The sequence below is a fragment of the Rhizobacter sp. P3_B12 genome (genome assembly GCF_056402895.1).
In genome coordinates this window covers 1-4,233 of sequence record NZ_JBFUGN010000537.1, presented here as the reverse complement: position 1 = coordinate 4,233, position 4,233 = coordinate 1, and the positions used below count along the sequence as shown (strand labels likewise).

Here is a 4,233-nt window from a genome sequence, read left to right as displayed (position 1 = left end):
GTCGTAGCCCGCGACCGCGGGTGCCGGGACGACGATGGCCCGGTCTTGCGTGATGGCGCCTGCCGTCACGCGCAAGGTGAAGCTGCCGGCCGGGATGGCCGACAGCGAGAACTTTCCTTCGCCATCGGTGAGCGTGCTGCGCCCGCGCTCGACCAGGCGCACGCCGGCGTTCGCCACCGGCTGCGAGGCGTTGTCCAGCACCACGCCGCCGATGCGGAAGAACGGTGCATCGAGCGGCGCGCCATCGGGTAGCGACTCGAGGCGGATCTCGCTGGTGATGACGCTCGGGTAGGTCGCGGTGTCGAAGACCTTCAGCGACACGGTGACCGACAGCAGCAGCGAGGCCTTGATGCGGTTGCCGATCGCGGCCCAGAACTCCGCCGGGTTGCGCACGCCATCGGGCTGCACCATCAGCATGGGCAGCGGCGGCTCCTGCAACTGCAGGGCGGGCGTGAGGAAGGCCGGTGGGATCTCCGGCGAGCCGGCGATCAGTTGCAGCACCTGCCCGAGCAGCTGATGCTCCTGCTTGGGCAGGTCGGTGCCGCCAACCGGCCAGGCCGTGACGAGGTACAGGCAGTTGGCGCGCCAGGCCGGCGGCTCGACCAGCGACTGGCCACCGACGCGACGCGTCACGCCTTCGTTGGAACGCAGCTCCAGGTTCTCGCGCACCTCGAACAGGAACAGGTTGACCGTGGTCTGGTCGAGCGCATACGGATCGGTCGGCCGGTCGAAGCGGATGGCCGCATCGCGCAGCGGCGGCGTGAGCCCCGGCTGCTTGAAGAAGGCCTCCAGGCTTTCGGTGACTTCATGCAGCATGAAGGTCTCCTTCGGCCTGCGGTGCCAGCGCGGCCACGCGCTCGGCATAGGGGCCGAACTCGCTGCCCGCGACGCGCCGCCCCGACTTCTCGATCTCGCGCCGCGCGGCCCACAGCAGGTGCTCGGTCTTCAGCTCGCCGCCCTGCTGCGCCGCCAGGAAGGCCGCGGCCACGGCGATGTTCTTCACCGCGCCGCCCGGCACCTTGAACTGCGTGGCCATGAAGGCGAGATCGAGGTCCTTGCTGCGCGGCAGCTTCGGCGGCCAGATCGATTCCCACAGCCGGCGCCGGCTCGCTTCGTCGGGGAACGGGAAGTCGACGATGAAGCCGAGTCGCCGCGTGAACGCGACGTCGAGGTTCTGCCGCAGGTTGGTCGCGAGGATGCTCAGGCCCTCGTGCTCGTCGAGCTTCTGCAGCAGGTAGGCGACCTCGATGTTGGCGTAGCGGTCGTGCGCATCCTGCACCGTGGTCCGCTTGCCGAAGAGCGCATCGCACTCGTCGAAGAAGAGGATGGCGTTGCCCGCCCGCGCCTGCGCGAACAGCCGGTCGATGCTCTTCTCGGTTTCGCCGATGTACTTGCTGACGACCTGCGACAGGTCGATCTTGAACAGGTCGAGCCCGAGGTCGTTCGCGATCACCTCGACCGCCATGGTCTTGCCGGTGCCGGGCGGGCCGCTGAAGAGCGCGCTCAGGCCCTTGCCGAGCGACAGCTTGCGGTCGAATCCCCATTCGTCGAAGACGACGTGGCGAAAGCGCGCTTGCCGGCAGATCTCCTTCAGCTGCGCGAGCGAATCCGTCGGCAGCACCAGGTCGCGCCAGACGTGCAGCGGCACCAGCTTGCGTGCCAGCGTGCCGGGATCGCGCGCCATCTGCAGGCGGGCCGCCTCGGCGAGCAACGCTGCATCGGGCGACCCCTGGGCCAGGGTCGATTGAAGCCGGGCGTGCGCGGCGGCGGACGCGATCTGCGCCTCGTCGAGCCGGTAGCGCGCGGCCAGTTCGTCGAGGCCGCGGGCATCGAGGTCGATGCGCTGCTCGCGCAGCTCGGCGGCCCAGGCGGTGCGGCGTTCGTGGAAATCAGGTTCGGCCACGGGCAGTGTCGCCATGCTGCGAAAGCGCGGGCCGCACGGCCGCGCGCCCGACATCACGAGCGCCCGGCCCGACGCCGGCGCGAGCGACTCGATCGCTTGCGCCAGCGTGTCGCGCTCCGCAGCCGACAGCGCATCGAAGCCTTTCAGGTACAGGAGCGCCGACAGCAGCTGCGCCTCGCGCAGCAGCAGCTCCAGCACGGCCGCGAACTCGCCCGCGGGATCCGCCGCCTTCGCGAGGTCGGCCACGATGAGCGACTGTCCCAGCCTGGCCGCGAGGCTGCCCGCCGCCGCTTCCTGCCCGGCATCGACCGCGCCCTCGAGGTGGAAATGCGAGCCGCTGCCGGACACCATCGCCTTGGCCATCAGCGTGCCGAGTGCCTCGGCGCGCGTGCCCTCCGCGGCACCGGGCCGTGCCGTGAACTGCGCGATGCCGCGCAGGCGCCCATCCAGCCACGGCTGGCCGAGCAGGAAGCGCAGCACCGGTTCCTCGATCTTGATGGCATGCGACAGCAGCGGCGGGTTCGCACCGGAACCGTCGGCGGCCAGGTGCACCAGGCGCTGGCGCARCAGTGGCGCATCGGGGCCGAAGCGGCCGCGCGCGAGGATCTTCGCGTCGCGCGAGGCACACAGCAGGTTGAGCACCAGGTCGACCGTGGGGCGGCGCCGCGTCACGTCGTCCTGCAGGTAGGCGAACAGGCGCTCGTAGCGCAGGTCCACTTCGGGCGCGAGCGCGATGAGCAGGATGTCGAGGTCGACCGTGTCGAGGCCGAAGGCCTGCTGCAGCCACGGGAAGCGCGAGCTCTCGGGCATCGGCGACGGGGCGCCTGCATCGGCGGCGCCGGCAAGCAGCGGTTCGCCGGGTCCACGCCGGACGAGCCGCTGCACGTCCTCCGAGGTCACGTAGAGGCCGCGATAGGGTTCGGGTTGTGGGCCCGTCGCGGTGTTGCCGGCAGCGGCATCGGCGGCGTTCGCGGCGCGCTCCAGCATGCGGTCGAGACGACCGAGTGCGCTCCACAGCCCTTCCGTCTGGAAGTCCGGCGGCCTGGCGGGGGTGGCGGTGTTCATCCTGCTGCGTCGTCCGGGTTCAGTGCCGCGCGGCGGACACGCCGCGGTAGAGCGTGTGGCCGTCGACACCGGTGCTGGCCTCGAGGTCGCCATTGGCCACGAGGTGCACCAGCGCCGCGGCGGCCGCGAGCCGCAGGTCGTCGCGCTGCTGCCGCACGATCCACCATTCACAGATGCCTTCGAGCGAGTCGCACGCAGCGGGATGCGCGGTCACATAGCGCAGGATCATTTCGGCCACATCGGCATTCGATGGTGAGTAGGACATTGCGACGATGGCATTGCGCAAAACGTGCCAGCACGTGGCGTTCTGCAAGTCGTTGATTCGATTGGAAGAAGTGCAGGCCATGCGACGCTGCCCGAGGCAGGCGCGACACGGTCTCCTGGTGATGCGGCGCTCGCATCCAGGCTCTTGCACGGCGCGCTCGCCGCGCAGCGTGTCGGGTGCGACACGGCTGTGCCAGACCCGCACGGCGACTTCGATGGAGGGCGCGCTTATCTGGCGAACGCAGTCGTCAACCTAGGGGAGGTGGGCAGCGCATGCCTTTCGTAAACTGAGCGCCGATCGATGAATTGCCGGGGAGGCATCCACGATGAGTGCTCACAAATTGGTCACGCACACGAAGCTCGAATCAATGCTCGTCGGCACATCGCCGGGCTTGCGAGAGGCCATCGATCTCGCGACCCGCTACGCCGACTGTGCCGCGCCGGTGCTGGTCGTCGGCGAGACCGGAACCGGCAAGGACCTGGTGGCGCGCGCCATCCACTACCTGGGTCCGCGGCGCGACCGCGCCTTCATTCCCGTCAATTGCGGAGCCCTGCCGGACTCGCTGGTCGAAAGCGAGTTGTTCGGCCACGCACGGGGCGCCTTCACGGACGCCGGGCGCACGCGCCGGGGGCTGGTGCGAGAGGCGCAGGGCGGCACCTTGTTCCTCGACGAGATCGAGGCGCTGTCCCTGCATGGCCAGGTCGTGCTGTTGCGCTTCCTGCAGGACGCATCGTTCCGCTCGGTCGGCGAAGACCAGTCGCAGCAGGCCGACGTGCGCATCGTTGCGGCATGCAACGTCGACCTGTTCGGCCTGTCGCGGCGCGGCGAATTCCGGGCCGACCTGTTCTTCCGCCTGGACGTGCTGAGGGTGACCCTGCCGCCGCTGCGCGACCGGTCGGAAGACCTGGACCTGCTGGTGCCTCACCTGTTGCGCAATGCGGCGCTCGCCACCACCGGGCTGCCCAAGGAGATCAGCGACGAGGCGCTGGCGCTGCTGCGG

At 69.8% G+C, this 4,233-nt stretch carries 4 protein-coding genes; 1 reads left to right on the top strand and 3 read right to left on the bottom strand.

The window, feature by feature from the left end:
• The 3 genes from AC1D01_RS23155 to AC1D01_RS23145 form a co-directional block, all read right to left on the bottom strand.
• On the bottom strand, positions 1-816 hold an 816-nt coding region (locus AC1D01_RS23155; protein WP_477870480.1), incomplete at its 3' end, for a Pvc16 family protein.
• The gene (locus tag AC1D01_RS23150; protein ID WP_477870478.1) at positions 806-2,968 is read right to left on the bottom strand and encodes an ATP-binding protein; all 2,163 of its coding nucleotides are present in this window, start codon (positions 2,966-2,968) and stop codon (positions 806-808) included. The genes AC1D01_RS23150 and AC1D01_RS23155, both read right to left, overlap by 11 nt.
• 19 nt (positions 2,969-2,987) lie before the next feature.
• Positions 2,988-3,281 carry a hypothetical protein gene (locus AC1D01_RS23145; protein ID WP_477870476.1) on the bottom strand — a complete coding sequence of 98 codons (294 nt, stop codon included), beginning with the start codon at positions 3,279-3,281 and terminating at the stop codon, positions 2,988-2,990.
• A gap of 277 nt (positions 3,282-3,558) precedes the next feature.
• Between AC1D01_RS23145 and AC1D01_RS23140 the strand changes: the two genes are divergently transcribed.
• Positions 3,559-4,233: sigma 54-interacting transcriptional regulator (locus AC1D01_RS23140; protein WP_477870474.1), on the top strand; the 675-nt coding region annotated here is incomplete at its 3' end.